The sequence below is a fragment of the Nocardia araoensis NBRC 100135 genome (assembly GCF_000308435.1).
Lineage (GTDB): Bacteria > Actinomycetota > Actinomycetes > Mycobacteriales > Mycobacteriaceae > Nocardia > Nocardia araoensis.
In genome coordinates, this window is sequence record NZ_BAFR01000343.1 from 1 (window position 1) to 22,327 (window position 22,327).

Genomic DNA, 22,327 nt, shown 5'->3' on the forward strand with positions numbered 1-22,327 from the left:
GCCGAGCCGAGGCGATCGGCCGCGAGGTGGACGAGTCTGAAGGCCAACGGCTTGGCCGGCTCACCCGCCGAAGTGGTGGACAAGATCGGCCGGTACGCCGAGATCGGCACCAGCCGCATCTACTTGCAAGTGCTGGACCTGACCGACCTCGAGCATCTGGAGCTGATCTCCGCGCAGGTGCAGTCCCAGTTGTCCTGATGCTCAGTCGAGCGGGCGGTTGGTCGGCACCACGACGAAGCTCGGCGCCGACGGATCCAGCTCGAGGTGCTGCGGCTTCAGCTCGGTGTTGTTGAGCATCGGCCGGAAGGCCAGCGCCTTGGGCGAATTGCCCGCGAAGACGTCGATCCGCAGCCGGTGGCCGGGTTGCAGCACCGCTTGGGTGGGAATCACCGCGATGTCCAGCGCCACCGGCTCACCGGGAACGACCGGCCGCACACTGTCCAAGGTGATCGGGTTGAACGGTTCGGTCAGGTCGCCGGTCGGTGTGCGACTGCTCTTCTGCTCGTCGACGGCGCGCAGTGAGGCGGTCAGCTGCCCGGTGGACAGCACCTTCGAGCTCCCGTCCGGCGCGACGTCGTTCATGGTGACGCTCCAATAGCCGTCGGTGGCGTCGTGCACCGTGTTCAGGTGCACGTTCACCGGCCCCGAGATGACGGTGCGCTCGGTCACCGGCGCGCTGGTGAAGGTCAGCGCGTTGCGCTCGGCGATGCGCGAGTCCTTCGCGCACACATCCACCACCGCGGCCATCCCGGCCGAGCCCTGCGCGGTGTCGCGGGAACACGCCGAGGCGATGCCGGGCGCCACCGTCAGCGTCTTGCGTTCGGCGGGGGCGGTCATCGTCAAGGTTCCGTCGTGGACGGCCTTCCCCGCGGTGCCGCTCGGCTCGGCGGACAGATACACGCGGCGATGGTTGAGGTCTTTCTGCGGGAACTGGCCGAGAGAGATCCAGCCGCCGCCTTGTTCCCATACGGTGATCGGCCCGAAATCGCCCAAGCCGTGGTCGATGTCCTTCAACCACTTGTCGAACCACACGCGCTGCAACACGTCCAGCCGCGGCGGCGCACCCGGAACTCCGGTTCCCGCACCGGGATTCGCGTGGTAGGTGTCGCCGACGACCAACTGCTTCCGCCCCGCGGGCAGCGGAATCGCGTTGTACAGCTTGGTCGCGCTGTTGGCGAAGATGTCGTGCCAGCCGCCGTAGACGAAGGTGGGCACCGTGACGCGCTCCGGGTGGCCCTCGATGCCGCGCCGGAAATAGCTGTCGGCGTCCAGCGCGTCGGCCAGCGCGGGCGGCACATGGTCGAGCGAGGGCGTGAGCAGCGCCTGGGCCAGCAGATCCACGTTGCTGGCCGGATCGGACATCCGTTCCTGCAGCCACCCCCAGTCGAAGGTGCCCTTCAACATGGACTGCACGTCGGGAATCAGCTTCAGCTGGTTGACCGTGCTGAGCCACATCGGAAGGAACGTCGTCCCCACGCCGCCGCCGGGCGCGACGACGTCGCGCATGAGGTCGCTGCCCGGTTCCACCGGGAAGATCGCCTGCAACGGCGCGGGGGCGTTCTCGGCGGCGCGCAGCTGGTTGATGCCCGAATACGAGCCGCCGCTCATCCCGACCCGGCCGTTCGACCACGGCTGCGCCGCCGCCCATTCGATCACCTCGCGGGTGTCGAGCTGTTCTCGCTCACCGAGGGTGTCCCACGATCCCTGGGAGAAGCCGGTACCGCGCACGTCGGCGATCACCTGGGTGTATCCGGCGCGGATCAGATCGCGATCCAAGCCGAGCACCGTCTGCACGGTGCCGCCGTCGACCGCGTGCAGCAGATCGCCGAAACCGCTGACCGGAGTGCGGGACAGATTCACGCGGTTGACCAGCCGTACGGTCAACGGCTGCAAGCCGGGCACCGCGAGCGCCGTGTCGATCAGATTGGTCATGAGCTTGGTGTACGGCGTGAGGTTCACGATGGTCGGCAGCGGCTGCCACTCCAGCTCGCCACCCTGCTTCACCGGCCGGTAGACGTTGGCCTTCAATACGACACCGTCGCTCATCCGGATCGGCACATCCCAATCGATGTGCACGTCGGCGTACGGCTGAGGACCGTCGTGCAATGCGGTCCACGCCACGCTGTGGGCGTCGACCGCAGGCTCCGCGGCCGCAGGCACGGACAGCAGTCCCACGGTCGCCAGCACCGCCACCATGGCCACCATCCGGATCGCCCTGCTCGTCGTTCGTCTCATGCCACGCCCCGCTGCCATCTCGCTCCCTCGACCGGTGTGCGGACCGACCATCGATCGCCCGATTGGGCGACAACGTAGCAATCTGCTGGCGAATAACGCGGGAGGTTCGGTGGGGCCGGTTTGTCGCGGGCGAACAGACGGTGAACGTCGCGCCGCCACGCACGCCGCGGCTTAGGGTGGAAAGCATGACGCCGCTGCAACGCTACATCGCGGAGGAGATCGCGGCCGATCACGCCGACGGCCTGCTCACCCGGCGGGAGGCAGTCCGCAGGCTGGGCCTGCTCGGGCTCGGCGCCACGGCCGCCGCAACCCTGCTGGCCGCCTGCGCGAACTCCGATACCGGGATCACCGACTACTCGCCCACGCCCACGTCGCCCCCGACGCCACCGGGTTCCGCGACCGCTCTTGCGACGAGCGCCGTCACTTTCGCCGGTCCCGGCGGGATGCTGCAAGCCGCGTGGGCGGAGGCGGCGCAGCCGCGGGGCGGGGTGCTGGTGATCCACGAGAACAAAGGCCTCACCGACCACATCCGTTCGGTGGCAGGGCGTTTCGCGGGCGCTGGCTACTCCGCGCTTGCGGTCGACCTGCTGTCCGCAGGAGGCGGCACCGCGACGTTCACCGATCCGGCCGAGGCGACGGCCGAGCTGAGCCGGATCCCGCAGGACCAGCTCGTCGCAGACCTGCGCGCCGGGTTGGACGAACTTCAGCGCCGGGTCGAGGGAAAAAAGCTCGGCGCCACCGGTTTCTGCTTCGGTGGTGGCCTGACCTGGTTGCTGCTGGCCTCCGGCCCGTCGCCATTGGCTGCGGCGACACCGTTCTACGGACCGTTCCCGGACAACGGCGATCTGTCCGCGTCGAAAGCGGCGGTGCTGGGGGTCTATGCGGCGGCCGACGCCCGGATCAACGCCTCGCGGCCCGCCGCGGAAGCGGCACTGGCCCGCTCGGGCAACCCGCATCAGATCTTCACCGCCCCCGACGCGGACCACGCCTTCTTCAACGACACCGGTCAGCGGTACAACGCCACGGCCGCCACCGAGGCTTGGCGGCGCGTACTGGACTGGTACGGAACGTATCTCGGCTGATGCGGACCGGATCGGGCGGTTTTCTCGGCGTCCGCGGCCCGCTCCGGGGCCCGGATTCCGACCGGCGGTTTCGGAGGGCCGTCCGACACCCGCACGGTTGCGGCAGCCGGCCTGTGCCGCGACGGTCCCACGCGTGCACCGCGATCGCCGCGCTCCTGCTCGCGGCGGCGCTGACGGCGTGCGCGGACGAGACCCCGGCCGGACCGACCGGACCGCCTCCGGCAGCCACCGCCACGCCGAGCAATCCCGCCGGGCAGCCCGACCTCGATGCCGCCGAGGAAGTCGCCGGCAACCTCGACGTGCCGTGGGGGCTGGCCTTCCTCCCCGACGGCGCGGCGCTGGTCGCCGAGCGGGACTCCGGACGGATCCTGCGCATCGGCGCGGGCCGTGCGCCGGAACAGGTGTACCAGGTGCCGGGCGTCGCCGCCCGCGGCGAAGGCGGACTGCTGGGGCTCGCCGTCGCGCCCGATTACACCGAAAACCCTTACATCTACGCCTATTTCACTGCCGAGACGGACAACCGGATCGTCCGGTTCCGGCTCGACGGCCCACCGGAGGTTCTGGTCGCCGGGATCGCGAAGGCGGGCAATCACAACGGCGGGCGCATCGCGTTCGGACCGGACGGCATGCTCTACGCCGGAACCGGCGACGCCGGGCAAGCCGGACGATCGCAGGATCCGGCGAGCCTCAACGGAAAGATCCTTCGCGTCACTGCCGATGGCCGCCCGGCTCCGGGCAATCCGTATCCCGGTTCACCCGTCTACAGTCTCGGCCACCGCAACGTGCAGGGCCTGGCCTGGGACCGCGACGGGAGACTGTTCGCGGCGGAATTCGGGCAGGACCGGTTCGACGAGATCAATCTGATCGAGCCCGGCCACAACTACGGCTGGCCCGATGTCGAGGGATCGGGCGGCGCCGACCGCGGTTTCACCGAGCCGCTGCTGACCTGGACCACCGCGGAAGCCTCACCGTCGGGGATCGCCGTCACCGGCGACACCCTGTACGTCGCCGCGCTGCGTGGCCGCCGGCTGTGGACCGTGCCGCTCGTGGACGGCCGCACAGGTGCACCCCGTGCGGAATTGCGTGACCGGTACGGCCGGTTGCGCACCGTCGCAGTCGCGCCGGACGGAGCGTTGTGGCTCACCACCTCCAACACCGACGGCCGTGGCGAACCCGTCAGCGGTGACGACCGCGTCCTTCGGTTCCCCGCTCGCTGAGTTCCGCCCGCAGCCTCCTGTGATCAGCACCACCGAGCATTCTATTGTGCACAACCGAATTGCGCCCTACATTATTGCTCATGACCGATCACCTCTCCCTCGACGAGCAGCTCTGCTTCCCGCTCTACGCGGCGTCCCGGGCGATGACCGCGGTCTACCGCCCGAAGCTGGAACAGCTCGGGCTCACCTACCCGCAGTACCTGGTGATGCTCGCGCTGTGGGAGCGCGACGAACGCAGCGTCGGCGACGTCTGCCACGCGCTCGACCTGGATTCCGGCACGCTCTCCCCGCTGCTCAAGCGACTGGAGGCGGCGGGCCTGGTCGAGCGACGGCGGTCGGCGGCCGACGAACGCCGCGTCGACATCCGGCTCACCGACCGCGGACGCGCGCTGCGCACCGAGGCGGGCGACATCCCGGCCCAGATGGCCGAGGCCAGCGGCCTGTCCATGGACGACATCGCCGCGTTGCGCGACATCCTGCACCGATTGACCGATTCGCTGAAGTCTCAGCTGAACGAAGGAGAATAGACATGCCGATCCTCTACACCGCCGAGGCCCTGGCCAGCGGCGACGGGCGCAACGGTCGCGCACGCACCACCGACGGCAAACTCGACCTGAATCTGTCGGCCCCCAAGGAAATGGGCGGCGACGGCGAGGGCACCAACCCCGAGCAGCTGTTCGCGGCCGGCTACGCCGCCTGCTTCCATTCGGCGCTGCGGCTGGTCGGCAAGCAGGCCAAGGCGAACATCGACGACTCCGCGGTGGGCGCCAGGGTCGGGATCGGGCCGAACGACGCGGGCGGCTTCGGCCTTGCGGTTACCCTTGAGGTATCGCTCCCCCATCTGACCAGGGAGGACGCGCAAGCGCTCGCCGACAAAGCACACCAGGTCTGCCCGTATTCCAACGCGACCCGCGGCAATATCGACGTCCAGGTCCTCCTCGCCGAGGACTGATCGAGAAGGAGCGGATATGCGTGCCGTAGTCATCGAACGATTCGGTGAACCGAAGGACGTACTGACCACCGCAGAACGCCCGGTACCCGAGCCCGGGCCGGGCGAGGTACGACTCGCGCTGATCCTGTCACCGATCCACAATCACGATCTGGCCATCGTGCGCGGCGTGTACGGCTACCGGCCCGAGTTGCCCGCCATCCCGGGCAGCGAGGCGGTCGCGCGGGTCGACGCGGTGGGGCCCGGCGTCACCGACATGTCGGTCGGCAGGCGCGTGACGGTGTCCGGTGCGATCAACGTGTGGGCCGAGTACTTCGTGGTCCCGGCCCGCCAGGTCATTCCGCTGCCCGACACGGTCTCCGATGAGACCGCCGCCCAGCTACTGGCCATGCCGTTGAGCGCGCTGATGCTCATCGAGGACCTCGGGCTGCGGCCCGGCGAGTGGCTGGCGATCAACGCGGCCAACGGCGCGGTCGGCAGGCTCGTCAACGTCTTCGCCCGGCAACGCGGTCTGCATGTGCTGAATCTCGTGCGCGGCTCCCGCTCCGTCGCGGCGCTGCGCGAACTCGGCTACGAGCCGGTGCTCGACACCGAGAGCGAGGGCTGGCGCGACCAGGTCGAATCGGCCACTTCGGGTGCGCCCATCGTCCGGGCCGTCGATCAGGTGGGCGGTCGCGCCGCGGCCGACGAACTGGCGTTGCTCGCGCCCGGCGGTCAGCTGATCTCCTTCGGCGCTCTCTCGGGCAAGCCGCTGTCGCTCGACCCGGGGAGTCTCATCTTCGGCCAGGTCGTGGTCAAGGGCTTCTGGGGCTCCAAGCGGATCGAGGAGATCGGCGCCGACCAGCGCGGACGGCTCATCAGCGAACTGATCGATCTCGCCGCCCGCGGTGAACTGCGGCTGGACATCGAAGCCGCCTACCCGCTGGAGGCCGCGGCGGACGCCGCCGTCGCCACCGAGACGCCGGGCCGCGCCGCCAAGATCGCGCTGCGCGCTCAGCCCGCCTGACCGGCGTCGAGCACGGCCATCGCGGCATTGTGCCCGGGAATCCCGCTGACGCCGCCGCCCCGGATGGCGCCCGCTCCGCACAGGAACACGTTGCGGTGGCCGGTCGCCACACCCCACCGGGCGGCGGGGTCGGCCGGGTCGGCGTCCTCCGGGAGGTAAGGAAAGGCCAGATCCCGGTGGAAGATGTGTCCACCGGGCAGGCCGACCTCGCGCTCGAGTTCGATCGGCGTTTTCGCCTCCAGGCAGGGCGCGCCGTTCTCGTCCCTGGCCAAGCAGTCGGCGATCGGCTCGGCCAGCGCCGAATCGAGTTGTGCCAAAGTAGCGTTCACGAACTCGTCTTTCGCATGGTCGGCGGCGAAGAGCTTCGCGCGGGCGTGCAGGCCGAACAGGGTGAGCGTGTGTGCGCCTTGTTCGGCAAGGTCCGGTGACAGGATCGTCGGATCGGTCAAAGTGTGGCAATAGATCTCGGCGGGCGGCGCGGACGGGATTCGGCCGATCGCGGCCTCGCCGTAGGCTCGGTCGAGTTGGGCGTACGACTCGCCGATGTGGAAGGTACCGGAAAACGCTTCCCGTGGGTCGACTTCGGCGTCGCGCAATCGCGGGAGGCGGCGCAGCAGCATATTGATTTTCAACTGCGCGCCCTCGGGTTTCGGTGGCAGCGGCTCGCCGAGCAGCCCGGCGAGCGTATACGGTGCGACGTTCGCCAGGACGTGGCGCGCTCCTATCCTCCCGTCCGCATGACCGACTTCCGCTGTGTCGCCATCGGTTTCGATGCTCGTCACCTCGCATCCGGTGACGATCTCCGCACCCGCCTCGCGGGCGGTCGTGGCCAGCGCGTCGGTGAGCGCGCCCATGCCGCCGATCGGCACGTCCCAGTCGCCGGTCCCGCCGCCGATCACGTGATACAGGAAGCAGCGATTCTGCCGCAGCGACGGATCATGCGCGTGGGTGAACGTGCCGATCAACGCATCGGTGAGCACCACGCCGCGCACCGTGTCGTCGGCGAAGGTCGACTCGATCGTCTCGCCCAGCGGACGCTCGAACAACGCCTCCCAGGTGGCCGCATCGTCCACGATGTGCCGCAACGCCTCCTTCGACGGAAGCGGGAGGGTCAGGGTCGGAAAGACCCGCCGGGCCAATTGCCCCGTGGCCGCATAGAACCGCCGCCACGCCCGGAACTCGCGATCCGAGCCGGTCAACCGCGCGAAACTCGCCTCCGTCCGCGCGTACGCCGACGAGACCAGCAAACCCCCATCCCCCACCGGCGTGTAGGACGAGACCGCCCGCCGCCGCGTCTCGAACCGCAAGCCCAGATCCGTCACGATCGACCACGGGAACAGGCTCACCAGGTACGAGTACCGCGACAACCGCGCGTCGACGCCGGCGAACACCCGCTCGGACACCGCTGCCCCGCCGGTATGCGGCTGCCGTTCCAGCACCAGCACCGACCGCCCGGCCCGCGCCAGATACGCGGCGGCCACCAAACCGTTGTGGCCGCCACCGACGATCACGACATCGTAGGAAGAGCGCGTCGGCGTCATGGGTTCTCGATAGCACGAATCGGCGCCGGACGACAGCGACCCGGCCGACCCGAGCCGACGCCGGGGCGCCATCCGAGACGATGCATTCCACGGCCGCCCAGATTTCTCACCGAACTCTGCGCCTACCGCCACGGCCAGGCATCCTGGCCGGGGGCCGTCAGCGCAACCGGGCCGCGAGCCCGTCGAGGACGACGCCGAGCTGCCGTTCGAACCTGCTGTCACCGTCGTCGCGGAGGTGCCCGGCGGCCTTGACCAATTCGGCGCCTTCCCCCAGCCACTCATCGCGTTCGGCGAGCGAGTACCGGGCCGGCTCGACCTCGGCCGACTGGCTGCGCTCCTGTTCCTCGATGACGAAGCCGACGACGTAGGCGGTGACCAGGTCGAGGGCATCGTCCGCCTCCGCCAGTGCGAACCCGGCCGCGGTCAAGTGCGCGAGCCAGGATTCCTTCGCCTTCACCACTTCCGGGTCGGAGAAGCGCGTGCCGCTGAAGATGCGCGCGCCGTCCCGGTGGCGCAGGTACTCCGCGCGCAAGGCGCGGGCGTAGGCGGCCAGGTCGTCACGCCAGTCGGCGCCGGAAGCGATCGCCGAGAGGGCGTCGGTGACGCGGCGCATCACGAACGTGCTCATCTCGTCGAGCAATTCCTGCTTGTCGCGGACGTGCCAGTACAGCGCTGGGGCTTTCACTTGGAGCCGGGAAGCGAGCGCGCGGACGGTGAGCGCATCCATGCCCTTCTCGTCGAGCAGCTCGAGTGCCGCCGCCACGATCCGCTCCCGGGTGATGCCCTTCGCCACGTTGACACCTTAACAAAGTTCAGGCAAGGTGGGCGAAGCTGAATTTAACTTAGTTAAGGAGCATGCCATGCGCGCTGCAGTCGTCAACGCCCCGGGAGCGATACCCGTCTGCGCGGACTTTCCCGATCCGGAACAGCGGCCGGGCCGGGCGCCGCTGAGACTCGTTGGCGCGGGTCTGCACCACGTCGTCCGCGGGCTGGCCTCCGGCCGCCACTACGGCAGCGACCATGTCTATCCCCTTGTGCCGGGTGTCGACGCCGTGGCCACGACCGCCGACGGGCGGCTGGTCTACACGGGCCTCGCCCGGTCGCCGTGGGGAACGATGGCCGAACGGCTGGTCACCCCGTTCGAGGTGGAATTGCCCGCCGGGGCCGATCCGCTCGCGACCGCCGCAGGCGTGAACCCCGCCCTGTCGGGCTGGATGCCTTTGACGAAACATCGCAACGAGATGGGCGAACTCGGCACCGTGCTGGTGCTCGGCGCGACCGGCATGTCAGGCGGCCTGGCCGTGCGGGCGGCGATGTCGCTCGGCGCGAAACACGTCATCGCGACCGGGCGCGATCACGACGCGCTGGAACGACTGCGAGGCCTCGGCGCCGTCACCGTTGCGCTCGCGGCCGCAACACCCGATGCCGGAGCGGCCACCCTCGCCGCCGTTGTCGCCGAGGCCCAACCCACGCTCGTGCTCGACTTCGTGTGGGGCTCCGTCGCCGAGGCCACCTTCGCCGCACTGGAGAAGGGCGGCATGGACGACAGCACGGCGATCGACTACGTGCAGATCGGCTCGCTCGCCGGAACCGAGGCCGCGTTGCCCGCGGCTCTGCTGCGCAGCAGGCGGATCCGGATCAGCGGCAGCGGCGCGGGTTCGGTTTCGAAGGCCGCGATGATCGCCGAGCTTCCCGAGGTTCTCGCCAGGTTCGCCGACGGCACCTTCGACGCGCCGTACACCGACTACCCGCTCAGCCGCGTCGGCGAGGCCTGGGCGCATCGAGGGCGCACCCGCGCCGTCGTCGTCCCGGACTGACCGGGCCCGGCCCGAGAAGAGCTTCGATGTCGCGGTTGGCCGTCGGGATGTCGGTCGGCTGCGGGAATGACTTGCGAGGACCTTGGTTCGCCGGGATTCTCGCGGGTCACACGTCCACCGACGCCGCACTCGCCTTCACAGCGATCGCATGCATCGCCGCGTCGGCGAGCGCCGCCATCCCCCTCGCTCCCCATACGAGAAGGAGAACGACAATGACGACTTTCGTCCTACTGACGTCCGGACGATCCAACAGGTCGGTCTCGGCGTGCCAACCTTCGGCCGGGGCCACCTCCGATCGGTCCTCGGCCTCACTCGAGGCGCTGTCCGACACGCAGGACGCTCAGATAACGGCGTGCTACCCGGTCGCCCATCCGCGTGCGGATGCGCTCGGCGACGGCATCGAGCAGGGGCTCACGAACGTCGCGGGCGAGCCTGCGATACAGCGACGTCGAGCGAAGGAGATCAGCGAAGCCGTCTCCGTCGAACCACTGAACGGTTGGGTACCAACGCACGATCGTCGGGCCGAACAATGCTCCGGGATCCTCGACCAGGCCCCAACCCTCATCGGTGGCGCGCACGTCGTCCTCCAGTGGCGGATGACCCCAGCCGGGGTTGCCGGGGCAGAACCGCTCGTGCAGATCGGAGGTCTCGGCGTAGACCTCCGGCTCACCCGGCCTGCGGACGACGACGTTGCCGAGCAGCGCCACCCAGCCTCCGGGAGAGAGCACGTCGTGGGCTCGCCGCCAGCCGATCGAAGGGTCCACCCAATGCCACGACGACGCGGCCACGAGGGTGTCGAAGCGTCGGCCGCGGTCGTCCCACTCCTCGAACGTCGACGTCTCGACTTCGATGTTGCGCAAACCAGCGATCCGCCGCCGAGCGAGTGCGGCCATGCCCGGCCCCGGCTCGATGGCGGTCACCGAGCAGCCGAGTGCTGCCAGCGAGCGCGTCGCCTGACCGGTACCGCAGCCCACCTCCAGCACCGACGACCTTTCGTGCACGCCGGTGATGTCGCAGAGGTCCGCGAACAGCTCGTCGGGGTATCCCGGCCGGACTCGGTCATACAGCTCCGGCACTTCGTCGAACACTCGGCCGAGGTCGTGTCGATTCGAATCCATGTTCCGCTCGTCGGTCACGAACGGACAAGCTACGAGGCTCGCCCACCCAGACGCCATCGGTTTACCGGCAGCCGATGACGCGTTACGTCGTTCCTGTCCAACGCGTGCTCAAGTCGGTGACCGAGGCACGATGTGTGAATGCGTTTCACTTTCGCCGGCGTGGCGCAGTTGAGTGCCGTGCCCCGAGTCGCTGTCGTCATCGATGTGATGCGCGCGTTCACCACCGCGGCGTACGCCTTTGCGGGTTCCGCCGACCGGATCGTCTTCGCCGGCACCGACGACGCGGCATTGGAACTGAAGTCGCGCCACCCGAATTGGCTCGCCGTGCGTGACGGCGCACCGGCGCCGGGGTTCGATCTGTCGAACTCGCCCGGACAGCTCAGCACACAGGATCTGCGAGGCCGCACCCTGGTGATGAAGACCACCGCGGGTACCGCGGGCGCGCTGGGCGTCGCCGACGCCGACGTGGTTCTGTGCGCGAGTTTCGTTGTCGCGCAGGCGACCGCGAGACACCTGCGGAAGCTGGCACCCGAGCACGTCGTCTTCGTGATCACCGGAGACAACGGAAGTGCCGAGGAAGATTTGGCGTGCGCGCAATACATCGCCGCGTTGCTCACCGCCGACGACGTCGATCCGCATCCGTTCCTAGAACGAGCCCTGCACTCGACCGCCGCGAGGCAGCTGACGGAAGGCGTGGACAAGGGATACCGAGGAGTGCATCCCGACGACCTACAGCTATGCCTGGAGGTCGACACTTACGCATTCGCGATGACCGCGACCAACGACATATGGGGAATGACTCTGGGCGTCGAGAAGCCCTGATCCAACACGCTCCTTGCGCTTCAGGATCGACGAATGGTCGTCGCCGCATATGTGGCTGCCGCACTGGGGGCAGCCGGTGGACGGTTGGTCGACCGATCACTGGATCAAGGACTGACCGCTCTCACCGGTGCCGTCACACGCAGACTGGGACGACGCGCACTCGACGACCTCGACCGAAACCCGGCCAGCATGGCAGCGCGCCGCCGACTCGCCGACGAGATCGAACGCGCGGCATCCGCCGATGCGGAAATCGCCCGCGAACTGGCCGAACTCCGAGACAGACTCGACCGGATGAACGGCCCGACCATCATCAACACCGCGACCCACGGCAGCCGCATCGTCACCGGCGGAGATGGCATGACCGCTGGTGACGACGTCCTCCTCACCGCAGGCCACGGACGACAGAGCGGATACGTGCGGAGGCCACGACCAACGCTGATGCGGCAGTGCGTTCGGCCGTGCTATGTTGGGCCTCGCGGCCGTCGAAGATCGAGTTCCGACAACGCATTCGAGGTGGGGGTAATGAAATCAGTATTTCGCATGGGCATCGTCGCCGTCGCGGTAGGCATCGGCTCCGTCGTGATCGCCGGACCAGCCCAGGCCGACGTCTGGCGTGACGCGGTATGCGGCCATGGGTATCACTACGGCCAGAAAGTCGATATCCACGGCCAGCAGTGGAAGATCGAAGGCGAACGAGGCAACGGCGCAGGATACATCCTGAGCGATAAGTACGGTCGGACAAACCAGGTCGACTGCTCGTAGGCACTCACGACCACGGTCGTCAGTTGAGGCGGCGCTTTCGGTTTCTCCCGAAAGTGCCGCTTCATCAATGGCAACCTACGGACGTAAAGCGACACGTCGAGAGCACGCGGAGCGCTCCCTGTGCGTAGGTTCAGACTGCATCATTGCTCGACCCGGCGATCTCGTCCATCAGCATCCGCAGGGTCAGGGAATGTTTCTCGGGCGGAAGGACGTCCATCGCGCTGCGTGCGGTCCGAATTCCTTCGGTTCGATCACCTGCTCTGACCAGCATCAGACCGCGGTGCATCTCCAGATGCGTTGCGAAGCGCGGCAACTCGGCCGGAAGTTCCCTTCGGGCCTGCTCTTGCGAGGCGACCGCCAATTTCTCATCGCCGAGGCGCGCGGCGATCAGGGACAGGAACACATTCATGCGCCACCACGGAACGGCGTAGTCGGAGGTCTGCTCGTAGGACCCCGATTTGTCGAACACCCGGCGACCCTCTTCGACAAGAGCGCGCCCCGTCTCGCCATCGCCTCGCAACACTGCCGCATGAGCCTTTCCCATGATCGCATTGAGCCGACCCAAGCTCGGCTTGTCCGACAACGCCAGCGCCTGGTCGGCGAAAAGATCTGCGACTCCCAACGCCGCACCCTCGTAGCCGAGGGCGATGGCCGCACGCCCCCGCACCCACACGCGGGTCTGCTCATCCTCGGAGCGGTCTGCGGCTTGGGCGGCCATTCGATACCAGGTGACCGCCTTCGTGCCGTCCGATCCCGGAAAAGTCTTCGCGTACAGCGTCATGAGCCGGGCAGCAGCTCCCCACATCTGCGGACTGTCCAACTGCTGTTGCAGGATCGCCAGGTCAACGGCCAAGCGCCGCTGGATATCCACCGCACCGAGTGACATGTAGTCGGTGCCGTAGGCGCTGAGCTTCTCCTGCCACGCCTCGATACTCGGCCCGCCATGATCCAGCCGCGCCGAGAATCCGGCAGCCAGCAGATCGGACGCCACTATCGGCGCGACGCTGGTCGCCGCCACCTGAGCCAGGAGATGCTGTCTGTTCAGGCCTTCGTCCTCGAACACAGCTAAAGGCACGTCCAGCACCGCCGACAGATGGCGCAGCCAGAACCGACTGGGTACCGTGTCAGCGTTCTCCCAACGCCTCGAGATGTACTGCCGGGAAATACTCGTCCCCGAATGAGCCGCCAATTCGTCGGACAGCCGTCCCCGCGACCATCCCCGCGCCTTCCGAAGTTCACGGATCAATTCACCGACACCCATAGGCCGATCATCTCGCGATTCGACATAGTGCGGAAGGAGTGGCAGCACGCGCGAAGGCACGAGATACGCTGGCGGACCTTCGTTGAGGACTCCCCGCTGCGCGTGTGCTTCCTCCGTACTCAGTCGGTAGTCGACTGGCGAGCAGCGAGAGCCGGTATTGCCGCGATCTTCTCCGACGTCAACGAATCCCAGACAATCCCTGCCGGTCGACGGCGCTGATCGCACCAGATCACATCCTCCGGCGTGACGATCAAGTCAACGCGAAAGTCGTGCCTCCCCTCCGGTAGCGGCTCGTCGACCACCTGGAGTCGGTGGACGGTTGTCGCGATCACCGTCTCCGGACCGATTCTTCCGCCCTCTTGCAGCAGCGCGAGCTCAATGTCCGAATATCCTGCGCCCTTACCCAATCGAGCACCATTGTGGTTGACTGCAACGCTTCCGATGACAACCATGTCGACCGGATCTATTTCGTTCACTTCGACGTTTCTTCCGATCGCGGCCGCAACGTCCTTTTGGGCAGCGCGTTCAGGTGGCTCGGCCAACGCAGCAGGATCCAGAAGATAGAAGGGCTTCGGCGCGGCCAAGCGCGGAACCGCCATATAGACGATCTTTCCTTCCGCGAGGGCGCGGACCCTGACCGGCAACTGCGCGGTGTCCGGAACTGTCTTGACAACCCGAGCGCGCTTCCACTGACTCAGCCCGGCCAACCGTTCAGCTGCGACCTCAGCACCCGCGAACGCCGGGATATGACGCGGCGCACCCGGACGCGTGACCTTCTCATTCTCCAGTGTTTCCCATATGCCTTCGCGAATCGCCTGCTTCTGATGGTCAATACTCACTTCGCGTCTCCTATCGCGCCACCAACTCGAGAACGCGGTCGTACACGTCCCGCAGAGCCGCGACGTTTCGGTAAGACCGCGCCTCGCGACACACATTGAATACAATGTTCAGCCCAGCGCCGCCGCGTGTCTGCTCCACTGTATCAATCGCTTTGTTCAGAACGAGCGCGCCTTCTTCGAATCTGTGCTGCCGGATTTGAGCCAGACTCAGATTACCCATGACGATCGCATCGGTCTTCCCGCCAGCTCTCCCCGACACCTCCTCTAAGATTGCCTGAGCACGCTTTTCCTTCCCGAGAAAGAGATAGCATGACCCAGCGAGCCGTTTGTATTCCAACTCGGCATCTACTCCCATGACGATCTCGCCATCAGTGAGTCTTTCACGCAGACCTTCAGCGTCACGCAACGCCTTCTCGCACTCGAACTGTCTACCCATCATCGCGAATGCTTCGGCTTGATGGAGCAGCGCTACGAACGCCAATTCTCGACTGACGCTCTGCACGGTGGCCAGTAGACGAACAGTCGAACTCAAAGCGGAATCTGGATTCTTTTCTCCGTAAAGCGAAACGTATATCTTTCGCAGGAGTGCGTGCCCTTCAGCTACCGGGTCACCCAACGCCCGTGCGGCCGAGATCGATTGGTCGAGATAGTAGTTCGCCGTCGAGTTGTCTCGCCGCTGAGAAGCATCCCAAACCAGTCGACTCATCAGTGTTGCGGCCTTTGCCTCGACGGCAAGCAAGTTGTTCCTGATCAGCTTATTCGCCGCATGCGTCTGCAAAAATCGCACTTGGCCGAGATACTGTCCAGCCGGCCCGAGAAGAGATGTCGACGGTTCCATCTCATAGGATGCGTTGAGATCGCATATTCGACTTCGAATTCGTTCGATCGTCTCCGCATCGACTCGCTGGACACTGTGCTGAACCCGACCGCCGCCATCGCCCGCAGGCGGCCCAGGACGAGATCCATCTCGCACGTTGGCGAGTGCGGAGTGAAAGCGTACACGCTGCCGGTCATCGAGCCGCTGCAATAACGTATCCATACCCGCAGCGAACTCACTGGCAAGGGTGATAGTCGGTCCGCGACGTTCCCACTTGCAAACGGCAGCCAAAGAGAACCCGGAGATTGCCGCGAACTCCTTTTGTGTGCGACGGAGCGCTTCGGTACGCAGAAGGCGCACCTCGACACCCGTCCACCTGGTCACGATCATCGCATCCGTCCAATCGTGCACACACCAGTCCTTGTGGACATGAGCGTAGCGGCTCCGTAGCAGTCGCCCGGTTCCAATCACGTTCGCGGTCAACGACGCTTGGGGACAGCCCCGACGCCGGGTGCCGCCGGTTGGTCCCGGCCCTGCCGACTGCCGATCCGCAGCGGGGGTTCGACCTCGGCGTCGGGTGCGCACCAATCGTTCGAGCGAGGGGAGACGCTTGTGCCCGTACCGAATCGAGCCGGGGACACACCGTTGGCGGTGTGCCATTTCTACCGCCAGGTGTGTGACTTGCCCGCCGAGGTGGACCCGCCCCACCTAGGGCGGATCATCTTGCGGGCAGGTCGGGTGCGCGGGTTGATGATGCCCGCGTTCATCGGTTCGCAAGTCAAAGCTTGGATGCACCGCGCTGGTCACCGGGCCGGGCCGGTGTTGACGCATCCGCGGTCCCAGCGCTGGACATTTCTGACCGGTCCCGACTTGCCCGAGGACATTCGGTTGTTCGCGGAGATGTCGCGGTTCAGTGTGTCCATTGTGAGCGGTGGAACCATCGCGTTGCCCGGTCCCGGTCAGCGTCCCGGCCTGTTCCGGGCATGGGTGCACTCGCCGTCCGACACCTACCGGCCCACCGGCCGGATCGTGGTCGAAGCGATACGGGGATGCGCCGCTGAGCACACGCGGCGGCGTCGGCGGGTGGTGGCATATGCCTGACGACATCAGCGCCGCAAGTTGGGTTCCCGTGCCGGATCTGCAACCGTGACCGCGCGCCGGTACGACGACTTGATAAAAACATACGGTCGACCGTATATTTTTCCTCATGGAGTACAACGTCTTCACCGAGGAGACCGACCCGTTCTGCCTGGACCAGGCGGATGCCGTGGCATTGCTGGCCGAGGCCCCGTGGGGCAGGTATGCCGTTGTCGGCGACAGTCTTTCGGCGGGAACCGGCGATCCCACCCCGGGCTACCGAGATCAGGGCTGGTCGGATCGGGTTGCCGGTGTCCTGCGATCCGTCCGGCCGGATCTGGATTACCTCAATGCCTCCGAGAACGGGGCGACCACCGCCCAGACGCTCGAGAAGCAGGCGGCCCGCATGCTCGAGTTCTCCCCCGACCTGCTCCACCTGCCCTGCGGGGCCAACGACATCGTGCGGCGCAGGCCGGATTTCGGCGAGATAGAGCGAACGCTTCGGCAGATGTACGACCTGGCGAAGGGAACCGGCGCCCTGCTGACCACTTTCACGCTCGGCAGGGCGTATGTCGTCCCGGTCTTCCCCGACTGGACGGAGCGGGTCGCCACGGTGAACGAGATCGTGCGCGGGCTCGCTTCGGAATACGACGCCCTCGTGGTGGACATGTGGGACCACCCGGTCAACGACCGCGACAACCTGCTCAGTGCGGACCGTATCCACTTCTCGACCTCGGGTCAGGCCGTCATGGCGGCCGAGGTGGTCAAGAAGCTGGCCGAGTCCCTGGGCACCGACAGATGAAGAGGTCTCTTATCGTGACGAGTAGTCGGCAAGCGGCCAATCGGCCGGTAGTGGCCGCGGAAGCGAATGCGATTCCGTGGGTGACGATATCGATTCTTCTGACCGCCCTGTTCATGGCGGTCCTCGACTCGTTCATCGTCGTGGTCGCAGGCCCCTCGATCGCGGCGGACCTGCACGCGTCCGACGGCGATGTCCAGTGGGTGCTGGCGGGTTATCAGCTGAGTTACGCGGTCTTCATCATCACCGCTACTCGCCTGGCCGACATGTACGGCCGCAAGCGGATCTTCCTTCTCGGGGTGGCTCTGTTCACGCTGTCGTCAGTCGCTTGCGCGCTGGCGCCCAACGCGGGCAGCCTCATCACGGCGCGTGTCGTCCAAGGCCTGGGAGCCGCCCTGATGGTTCCCCAGGTGTTCGCCTACGTCACGGTGCTGGTGCCGGCGGCGAGGCGGCACAGCGTATATGGCGTGCTCGGCATCGTCATGGGTATGGCCACCATCGGCGGGCAGGTCATCGGCGGGTTGCTGATCGGCGCCGACCTGTTCGACTCCGGCTGGCGCCTGGTGTTCTGGGTGAACGCGCCGATCGGAATCGCCATGCTCCTGCTCGCCGTGCGCTACGTGCCGGAGACAGGCTCGGTCACCCGCAAGCTGGACATGCCCGGGGTGCTGGTGCTCAGCGCGGCGCTCTTCCTCCTGGTGCTCCCACTCATCCAAGGGCAGGAGGCAGGCTGGCCGGGGTGGGTCTGGGCGTGCTTCGCGGGCAGTGCGGTCGCGTTCGGCTCGTTCGTCGCGATCGAGCGGCGGCTGGAACGGCGGGGCGCGGATCCGCTGGTACCGCTGACGCTGTTCGGACAGCGCTCGTTCTCGCTCGGGATCGTTCTCGTCCTCGCGCTGTACGCGTTGATCTACTCCTATTACCTGGCCTTGTCGGTGACGATGCAACAAGGCCTGGATATGTCGGCGCTCGGCGCGGGGCTGGTCTACACGCCGGCAGCCATCGCATTCTTCGTCTTCAGCATGGTGGCGAGCCGGATCATCCCGAAATACGGCCGACGTGTCCTCGAGATCGGGGCGTTCATATTGGCGAGCGGTTATCTGGCGACCGGCCTGCTGCTGGTGTCCGGCCCGCGGATCACCCCGCTGCTCGTGATCCCCACCCTCGTACTGCAAAGCGTCGGTGGCGGACTGGTGATCACCCCGGCGCTGAACACGGTGCTGAGCCGTGTGAAGCCGGAGTCCGCCGGTGTCGCGTCGGGGGCTTTGTCGACGGCCCAGCAGTGCGGCGGGGCGCTGGGCGTCGCCGTTATCGGAGCGGTCTACTTCAGCTCGTTCCATCCCACGGAAGCCGGCAGGGTTGCCGCCGCGGGCCACGCCTTCGCCGTCGCGTCTTTCGCGACGTTCGTCATCGCTGTCATCGCGGGCATCGTCGTCTTCCTGCTTCCGAAGCAGCCGGCAGTCCAGGCCTGATGCGCGGATCATCGGGTCATGGTCGGCTGCGGAGTAAGCGGATTCGGCCGTAGCGACGTCCGGGCAGATCGGCTGCCCGGACCTCCGCTCCGTCTCGAGCCCTACCGAGATTCGAGTTCCGCCGCCCGACCGTCAGCGCGGATCAGGTCGTACACGTACGAGCGATCGCCCTTCCGGCTCACCCACACACCCTCGGGCGGAAGGTCGCCTCGGCCCGCATCGTCGAACGGGCGGCTGGACACCTCACCGGACTCCGAGCAGACCACCCACCCGAACTCCGGTAGTCGCCGACACCAGATGTCGAGGTCGACACGCTTGTACGCAGGAAAACCATGCGCTTCCCCATCGCGGGCGAACTCATAGGTCAACCCGTCCACCCGTCGCACGAACCTCACATCCGACATCACGCCATCCTCGACGAACGACCTCACCACCTCAACCGAGCGCTCTCGCCGACATACGCGAACCCGCAAGACACCCCGGCCACCGGCTTCGAGACGTCGCACTGTGGCTCAGTAGCTCGGCGCGGCGCCCGACCGTTCGCGCTCGAGCGCACGACCTCGATCGACGCCTGCGATCCGCCGCAATAAGTGATGACATATTCATGGATTGGAAGCGGCAGGCGCCCACAGGTGCGACGACGCCGGATGAATCCATCGTGCATCACACAAAGAGCTTCGTGGATGACGAAAGACCAGGTAATGGCGTTCATCCGAGCGGCAAACTTGCCAAAACCCCAGACGGAGCCAGGGCGAGGCGCAGACATTCCCTTCCGCTATCTTGCGCACAGCCGGACGAACTCTCGCTATTATGTGAACGACAATTCTCCAACGTAGGAGCGCAATGATGCGTACCCCCCTTCGCCTCACCGCCGCCTCGGTCGCGGCGGCGACCCTCGTCGTCACCGCGGACGGTGCGACGGCCGAACCGATCAGCTCCGCCCCGGCGACCGCTGTCGCAGCCGGAACCGGCTCGTCCGCAGTGGATTCCGGGGCGGCGGCGGCGCAATCGGCCGTGTACTTCCTGCAGCGTGGTGACGTCATCGGGATTCTCGTACTCTTGGTCACCGCGCCCTTGCAGATATTCACCAGTGGCGTCTGCGATCTGGCCACCGGGTCGGCGCTTCCGAGTCCGTGCGCCACACCGAGGTGAACGCCCGTCGGCGTATCCGCGTCGGTGGGCCGCGGCGACTTCGGGACGCGTCCTGATCGCATCGCTACCGGACGGAAAAGACCCCGCCCGGCGGTGAGGCCGGACGGGGTCGGGTGTCCCCCAACGAACGAGACGTCGGGTTCTTCGCCGCTATCTACTTCGCCTGGACGGGAGGCTGGTTGATAGTGGATAACTTCACTTAGGGGTACCAGCGTCTATGCTGAGCTTATGCCGTTGAATCCCAATGATTTTCCTGAACTGGTGGCTGTGATCTACGGCCGCGTGTCCCAGGACAAGAAGAAAGGCTTGTCGGTGCCCGAGCAGGTCAGGTGGGGCCGTGAGCAATGCGAGCGCTTCGCCTGGCAGGTCGAGAAGGTGATCACCGATACGGATATCAGCGCGACACGTCACGCGGTCAAGAGCCGCCCCGGCTACCAGGAGTTGCCCAACCATCTGGTGCGGCCTGCGGGTGCGCCGCGCCGGGTCTTGGTTACCCGCTCCAGTTCTCGCGCCAATCGTCAGTTGCTCGACTTCGCGGTATTGCGGGAGTTGTGCGCCGAGCACGGCACCTATTGGTACAGCGGCGGCCAGCTCTACGACATGGACAACCCCCAAGACCGGCGCATCCTCGCCCAGGAAGCGGTGGAGAACGAGTACGGACCGGAACAGAGCCGGTTCGATTCGATGCAGCAGCTCGCCCGCAACTTCGCAGAGGGCAAGCCACACGGCAAGGAGGCATTCGGGTATCGAATCGTCTACGAGCGCGGCCAGGCCGTGAGCCGGATACCCGACCAGGAGAAAGTGCCCGTCGTTCGCGAAATGGTCCGGCGTGCACTGGCTTTGGAGTCCACTGGAAGCATCGCCCGCTGGTTGACCGCGCTGAAGGTGCCGGTGCCTAGCGCGGGCATGGCGTTGCCGTGCCGGACGTGTTCCCACACTCAGGGCCGCCGCGTACTCGAAGCTGTCGACCGCCGTTACTGCCCCTGCGACAAATCGTGGATGACCCGCTGGGACCACACCACGGTCCGAAACGTGTTGCGCAGCACTACAATTGCCGGTTTGCGTGGGCATCGCAACAAGGCCACCGGTGCAGTGGAGACCGTGCCTGCCACATGGGAAGCGATCATCACCGTCGAGGAACATCACCGGCTGTTGACGTTGTTCGCCGACCCTGCTCGCTACCTCAACCATCGGGGCACTGCGCCACGCTGGCTGATGTCCGGCATTCCACGGTGCGGCCGTTGCGACGCCAAATTGCAGCATCACAGCGGCAGCGGACGCCCCCGAACGTATCGGTGTCCGAAGTTCTGCGTGTCGCGTGACGCCACCCTGATCGATGATGTGGTCGAGGAGTCGGTGTTGCGTCGGCTGGAGGACCCGCAACTGCTGGCCGCGCTGGTCCGCAGTGACGAAGAAGCGGCAGCAGCGACAGAGGAAGCCACACGGTTGCGTGCCGACTACGACAAGTGGATTACCGAGGCGATCGAAGCGGACTTGTCGCCACTGGAGATCAAGCAATACAAGGATCGCAAGCTTCCGGCGATCAAAGCCGCCGAGGCCCGAGCGCAAGCAGCAACACCGATGCCTCATGTCGTGGCGGCGGCTGGCCCGGATGCCCGCGCGAAGTGGAACGATCCAGAGCAGACACCGCTCCAAGCAAAACGCGACATCATTCGATCGTTGCTGGCAGTCACCGTGCATCCGGCGGGCAAGAAGCGCGGCTTCGGGGGACGCCCCGGCGTGGAGACAATCGATATTCAACCGCTTGTCGCCTGACCGGCCCTGTCCCGGCGGTGGGACGAGGCGTAGCCGCCGTTCCACCACCGGCGCAACACGGCGAGCTGATCAGCGGTCAGCGGCCTTGCCAGCCGCCGTTGCACCTCATCGAGATAAGCCAACTCTTCAGCGGTCCATTCCCGCGGGCGCTTCTCGCTCTCGGCCATGGCATCACCCGTCGGCCTCGATTGCCGAAACATCCACCGCGCCGGGTGGCGGTGAATACCCCATCTCATCCGTGGTCGGTTCGGGCGGATGCTGCGAAGCCAACAGCGCTTTCTCGTACTCCGCACGCCACCCGAGCCGTTCGGCCACCGCGTGCATCAGCAGGTAGGCGCGCGACGGCATGCGGGTGCCGGGGGCGATGGTGTTCCAGGTGTAGCGGTGCGGGTCGCGGGCGGGGCGGGTGATGCCGACGTGGGCGAGCAGTTGCCGAACAAACTCGATGCGGTCGGCTTTGTGGTCATCGAGGGTCTTGCCCGTCCACAGTTGCGAGCACAGCACCCGCCGCCCCGGCAGCCCGAGCGTGGTACGCCGATGCGCCCGCCCCCGGCACTGGCCCGGCTGCATCCTCGATTTCGCGGCCTT

General features: G+C 66.7%; 23 protein-coding genes and 1 pseudogene. 14 read left to right on the forward strand and 10 right to left on the reverse strand.

All coding sequences use genetic code 11. The annotated features are described in order from the left end of the window. A pseudogene (locus ON21_RS32705) lies at nucleotides 1-198 on the forward strand (LLM class F420-dependent oxidoreductase); the annotation flags it as partial. A gap of 3 nt (nucleotides 199-201) precedes the next feature. Here the strand turns inward: ON21_RS32705 and ON21_RS32710 are convergent. Beyond that, nucleotides 202-2,235, reverse strand: coding sequence for a CocE/NonD family hydrolase (locus ON21_RS32710; protein ID WP_039804586.1), 2,034 nt, complete (start codon nucleotides 2,233-2,235; stop codon nucleotides 202-204). A gap of 185 nt (nucleotides 2,236-2,420) precedes the next feature. Here ON21_RS32710 and ON21_RS32715 point away from each other — a divergent pair, with 185 nt between their 5' ends. From ON21_RS32715 to ON21_RS32735, 5 genes are all read left to right on the forward strand, one after another. Continuing rightward, a complete protein-coding gene (locus ON21_RS32715) occupies nucleotides 2,421-3,317 on the forward strand; it encodes a dienelactone hydrolase family protein (RefSeq protein WP_039804557.1) in 897 nt (298 codons plus the stop codon). A gap of 113 nt (nucleotides 3,318-3,430) precedes the next feature. Next, entirely contained in the window at nucleotides 3,431-4,534 is a 1,104-nt protein-coding gene (locus tag ON21_RS32720) for a PQQ-dependent sugar dehydrogenase (protein ID WP_245562831.1), read from the forward strand. 80 nt (nucleotides 4,535-4,614) lie between these two features. Beyond that, nucleotides 4,615-5,061 (forward strand): MarR family winged helix-turn-helix transcriptional regulator, encoded by a 447-nt coding sequence (locus ON21_RS32725; protein ID WP_039804558.1) that lies wholly within the window; start codon nucleotides 4,615-4,617, stop codon nucleotides 5,059-5,061. 2 nt (nucleotides 5,062-5,063) lie between these two features. After that, nucleotides 5,064-5,486 (forward strand): organic hydroperoxide resistance protein, encoded by a 423-nt coding sequence (locus ON21_RS32730; RefSeq protein ID WP_039804559.1) that lies wholly within the window; start codon nucleotides 5,064-5,066, stop codon nucleotides 5,484-5,486. Nucleotides 5,487-5,502: 16 nt separating this feature from the next. Then, nucleotides 5,503-6,489, forward strand: coding sequence for a zinc-binding dehydrogenase (locus tag ON21_RS32735; RefSeq protein ID WP_039804560.1), 987 nt, complete (start codon nucleotides 5,503-5,505; stop codon nucleotides 6,487-6,489). Here ON21_RS32735 and ON21_RS32740 read toward each other — a convergent pair. Further along, the gene (locus ON21_RS32740) at nucleotides 6,477-8,030 is read right to left on the reverse strand and encodes a phytoene desaturase family protein (RefSeq protein WP_039804561.1); all 1,554 of its coding nucleotides are present in this window, start codon (nucleotides 8,028-8,030) and stop codon (nucleotides 6,477-6,479) included. The two genes, ON21_RS32735 and ON21_RS32740, sit on opposite strands and share 13 nt — an antisense overlap. 157 nt (nucleotides 8,031-8,187) lie before the next feature. Continuing rightward, nucleotides 8,188-8,823 carry a TetR/AcrR family transcriptional regulator C-terminal domain-containing protein gene (locus ON21_RS32745; RefSeq protein ID WP_039804565.1) on the reverse strand — a complete coding sequence of 212 codons (636 nt, stop codon included), beginning with the start codon at nucleotides 8,821-8,823 and terminating at the stop codon, nucleotides 8,188-8,190. A 67-nt stretch (nucleotides 8,824-8,890) separates the two neighbouring features. Here ON21_RS32745 and ON21_RS32750 point away from each other — a divergent pair, with 67 nt between their 5' ends. Continuing rightward, a complete protein-coding gene (locus tag ON21_RS32750) occupies nucleotides 8,891-9,847 on the forward strand; it encodes a quinone oxidoreductase family protein (RefSeq protein WP_039804566.1) in 957 nt (318 codons plus the stop codon). A 308-nt stretch (nucleotides 9,848-10,155) separates the two neighbouring features. On the opposite strand, the gene ON21_RS32760 is transcribed toward ON21_RS32750, so the two are convergent. After that, nucleotides 10,156-10,965, reverse strand: coding sequence for a class I SAM-dependent methyltransferase (locus tag ON21_RS32760; protein WP_051021615.1), 810 nt, complete (start codon nucleotides 10,963-10,965; stop codon nucleotides 10,156-10,158). A gap of 138 nt (nucleotides 10,966-11,103) precedes the next feature. On the opposite strand from ON21_RS32760, the gene ON21_RS32765 reads away from it, so the two are divergent. Both ON21_RS32765 and ON21_RS39060 read left to right on the forward strand, forming a co-directional pair. Then, complete coding sequence (locus ON21_RS32765) at nucleotides 11,104-11,787, forward strand: 2-phosphosulfolactate phosphatase (RefSeq protein ID WP_051021608.1); 684 nt, start codon at nucleotides 11,104-11,106, stop codon at nucleotides 11,785-11,787. Nucleotides 11,788-11,820: 33 nt separating this feature from the next. After that, nucleotides 11,821-12,549, forward strand: coding sequence for a hypothetical protein (locus ON21_RS39060; RefSeq protein ID WP_157171131.1), 729 nt, complete (start codon nucleotides 11,821-11,823; stop codon nucleotides 12,547-12,549). A gap of 130 nt (nucleotides 12,550-12,679) precedes the next feature. On the opposite strand, the gene ON21_RS32780 is transcribed toward ON21_RS39060, so the two are convergent. The 3 genes from ON21_RS32780 to ON21_RS39065 form a co-directional block, all read right to left on the reverse strand. Then, on the reverse strand, nucleotides 12,680-13,810 hold the full coding sequence (locus ON21_RS32780; RefSeq protein ID WP_039804576.1) for a helix-turn-helix domain-containing protein: 1,131 nt from the start codon (nucleotides 13,808-13,810) through the stop codon (nucleotides 12,680-12,682). A 119-nt stretch (nucleotides 13,811-13,929) separates the two neighbouring features. Beyond that, on the reverse strand, nucleotides 13,930-14,649 hold the full coding sequence (locus ON21_RS32785) for a 5-formyltetrahydrofolate cyclo-ligase (protein WP_039804577.1): 720 nt from the start codon (nucleotides 14,647-14,649) through the stop codon (nucleotides 13,930-13,932). Between the two features lie 10 nt (nucleotides 14,650-14,659). Then, complete coding sequence (locus ON21_RS39065; protein ID WP_157171132.1) at nucleotides 14,660-15,877, reverse strand: helix-turn-helix domain-containing protein; 1,218 nt, start codon at nucleotides 15,875-15,877, stop codon at nucleotides 14,660-14,662. Nucleotides 15,878-16,078: 201 nt separating this feature from the next. On the opposite strand from ON21_RS39065, the gene ON21_RS32795 reads away from it, so the two are divergent. The 3 genes from ON21_RS32795 (at nucleotide 16,079) to ON21_RS32805 (ending at nucleotide 18,811) form a co-directional block, all read left to right on the forward strand. After that, entirely contained in the window at nucleotides 16,079-16,567 is a 489-nt protein-coding gene (locus tag ON21_RS32795; RefSeq protein WP_051021611.1) for a hypothetical protein, read from the forward strand. 106 nt (nucleotides 16,568-16,673) lie between these two features. Then, nucleotides 16,674-17,345 (forward strand): SGNH/GDSL hydrolase family protein, encoded by a 672-nt coding sequence (locus tag ON21_RS32800; RefSeq protein ID WP_039804579.1) that lies wholly within the window; start codon nucleotides 16,674-16,676, stop codon nucleotides 17,343-17,345. Nucleotides 17,346-17,425: 80 nt separating this feature from the next. Then, nucleotides 17,426-18,811 carry an MFS transporter gene (locus ON21_RS32805; protein WP_218004188.1) on the forward strand — a complete coding sequence of 462 codons (1,386 nt, stop codon included), beginning with the start codon at nucleotides 17,426-17,428 and terminating at the stop codon, nucleotides 18,809-18,811. Nucleotides 18,812-18,912: 101 nt separating this feature from the next. On the opposite strand, the gene ON21_RS32810 is transcribed toward ON21_RS32805, so the two are convergent. Next, on the reverse strand, nucleotides 18,913-19,215 hold the full coding sequence (locus ON21_RS32810; protein WP_063821175.1) for a hypothetical protein: 303 nt from the start codon (nucleotides 19,213-19,215) through the stop codon (nucleotides 18,913-18,915). A gap of 439 nt (nucleotides 19,216-19,654) precedes the next feature. On the opposite strand from ON21_RS32810, the gene ON21_RS32815 reads away from it, so the two are divergent. Continuing rightward, a complete protein-coding gene (locus ON21_RS32815) occupies nucleotides 19,655-19,963 on the forward strand; it encodes a hypothetical protein (RefSeq protein ID WP_039804581.1) in 309 nt (102 codons plus the stop codon). 228 nt (nucleotides 19,964-20,191) lie between these two features. Then, nucleotides 20,192-21,739: a recombinase family protein gene (locus tag ON21_RS36325; RefSeq protein WP_083881042.1), complete on the forward strand. Its 1,548-nt coding sequence runs from the start codon at nucleotides 20,192-20,194 to the stop codon at nucleotides 21,737-21,739. On the opposite strand, the gene ON21_RS32825 is transcribed toward ON21_RS36325, so the two are convergent. Both ON21_RS32825 and ON21_RS32830 read right to left on the reverse strand, forming a co-directional pair. Next, complete coding sequence (locus tag ON21_RS32825; protein WP_039804583.1) at nucleotides 21,721-21,906, reverse strand: hypothetical protein; 186 nt, start codon at nucleotides 21,904-21,906, stop codon at nucleotides 21,721-21,723. The genes ON21_RS36325 and ON21_RS32825 overlap by 19 nt on opposite strands. A 4-nt stretch (nucleotides 21,907-21,910) precedes the next feature. Beyond that, nucleotides 21,911-22,327 (reverse strand): replication initiator (locus ON21_RS32830; protein ID WP_373281172.1); only part of this gene is annotated, 417 nt, incomplete at its 5' end.